Source organism: Cedecea sp. B1(4) (assembly GCF_059414925.1).
Genome location: NZ_JCAHMZ010000015.1, coordinates 1 through 1,855, shown reverse-complemented (window position 1 = coordinate 1,855; position 1,855 = coordinate 1). Strand labels below are relative to the sequence as shown.

Annotated in this window: 1 rRNA gene; it reads left to right on the top strand. The window is 53.4% G+C overall.

Going from position 1 to position 1,855, the window contains the following annotated elements:
• Positions 1 to 180: 180 nt before the first annotated feature.
• Positions 181 to 1,720 (top strand): 16S ribosomal RNA (locus ACR6JA_RS21485).
• The last annotated feature ends 135 nt before the right edge of the window (positions 1,721 to 1,855 follow it).

The following is a 1,855-nucleotide window of genomic DNA, read 5'->3' as shown; positions in this document are numbered from 1 at the left end:
ACCTCGAGTTAGCAAGCGAAAGCGCCTGACTCACTGCTCTTTAACAATTTATCAGACAATCTGTGTGGGCACTCGCAGGATTGATATCTCAGCATCTTCGGATGCAAACAAATATCAAGTCTTGAAGAGTGACTACTGATTTTATAAACAGTTTTAATTCTTTGAGCATCAAACACTTTTAAATTGAAGAGTTTGATCATGGCTCAGATTGAACGCTGGCGGCAGGCCTAACACATGCAAGTCGAGCGGTAGCACGGGGAGCTTGCTCCTGGGTGACGAGCGGCGGACGGGTGAGTAATGTCTGGGGATCTGCCTGATGGAGGGGGATAACTACTGGAAACGGTAGCTAATACCGCATAACGTCGCAAGACCAAAGAGGGGGACCTTCGGGCCTCTTGCCATCAGATGAACCCAGATGGGATTAGCTAGTAGGTGGGGTAATGGCTCACCTAGGCGACGATCCCTAGCTGGTCTGAGAGGATGACCAGCCACACTGGAACTGAGACACGGTCCAGACTCCTACGGGAGGCAGCAGTGGGGAATATTGCACAATGGGCGCAAGCCTGATGCAGCCATGCCGCGTGTATGAAGAAGGCCTTCGGGTTGTAAAGTACTTTCAGCGAGGAGGAAGGCATTAAGGTTAATAACCTTAGTGATTGACGTTACTCGCAGAAGAAGCACCGGCTAACTCCGTGCCAGCAGCCGCGGTAATACGGAGGGTGCAAGCGTTAATCGGAATTACTGGGCGTAAAGCGCACGCAGGCGGTTTGTTAAGTCGGATGTGAAATCCCCGGGCTCAACCTGGGAACTGCATTCGAAACTGGCAAGCTTGAGTCTTGTAGAGGGGGGTAGAATTCCAGGTGTAGCGGTGAAATGCGTAGAGATCTGGAGGAATACCGGTGGCGAAGGCGGCCCCCTGGACAAAGACTGACGCTCAGGTGCGAAAGCGTGGGGAGCAAACAGGATTAGATACCCTGGTAGTCCACGCCGTAAACGATGTCGACTTGGAGGTTGTGCCCTTGAGGCGTGGCTTCCGGAGCTAACGCGTTAAGTCGACCGCCTGGGGAGTACGGCCGCAAGGTTAAAACTCAAATGAATTGACGGGGGCCCGCACAAGCGGTGGAGCATGTGGTTTAATTCGATGCAACGCGAAGAACCTTACCTACTCTTGACATCCAGAGAACTTTCCAGAGATGGATTGGTGCCTTCGGGAACTCTGAGACAGGTGCTGCATGGCTGTCGTCAGCTCGTGTTGTGAAATGTTGGGTTAAGTCCCGCAACGAGCGCAACCCTTATCCTTTGTTGCCAGCGGTTCGGCCGGGAACTCAAAGGAGACTGCCAGTGATAAACTGGAGGAAGGTGGGGATGACGTCAAGTCATCATGGCCCTTACGAGTAGGGCTACACACGTGCTACAATGGCGCATACAAAGAGAAGCGACCTCGCGAGAGCAAGCGGACCTCATAAAGTGCGTCGTAGTCCGGATTGGAGTCTGCAACTCGACTCCATGAAGTCGGAATCGCTAGTAATCGTAGATCAGAATGCTACGGTGAATACGTTCCCGGGCCTTGTACACACCGCCCGTCACACCATGGGAGTGGGTTGCAAAAGAAGTAGGTAGCTTAACCTTCGGGAGGGCGCTTACCACTTTGTGATTCATGACTGGGGTGAAGTCGTAACAAGGTAACCGTAGGGGAACCTGCGGTTGGATCACCTCCTTACCTAAAAGATACAACCCGCGTAGTGCTCACACAGATTGTCTGATAGAAAACGAGCAGTAAAACCTTATAGGGGTGGGGCTGTGGGGGTTCGCGCGGGCGCCGGTGGCGGGGGGGGGGGGTGGGGGGTGGGGTGGG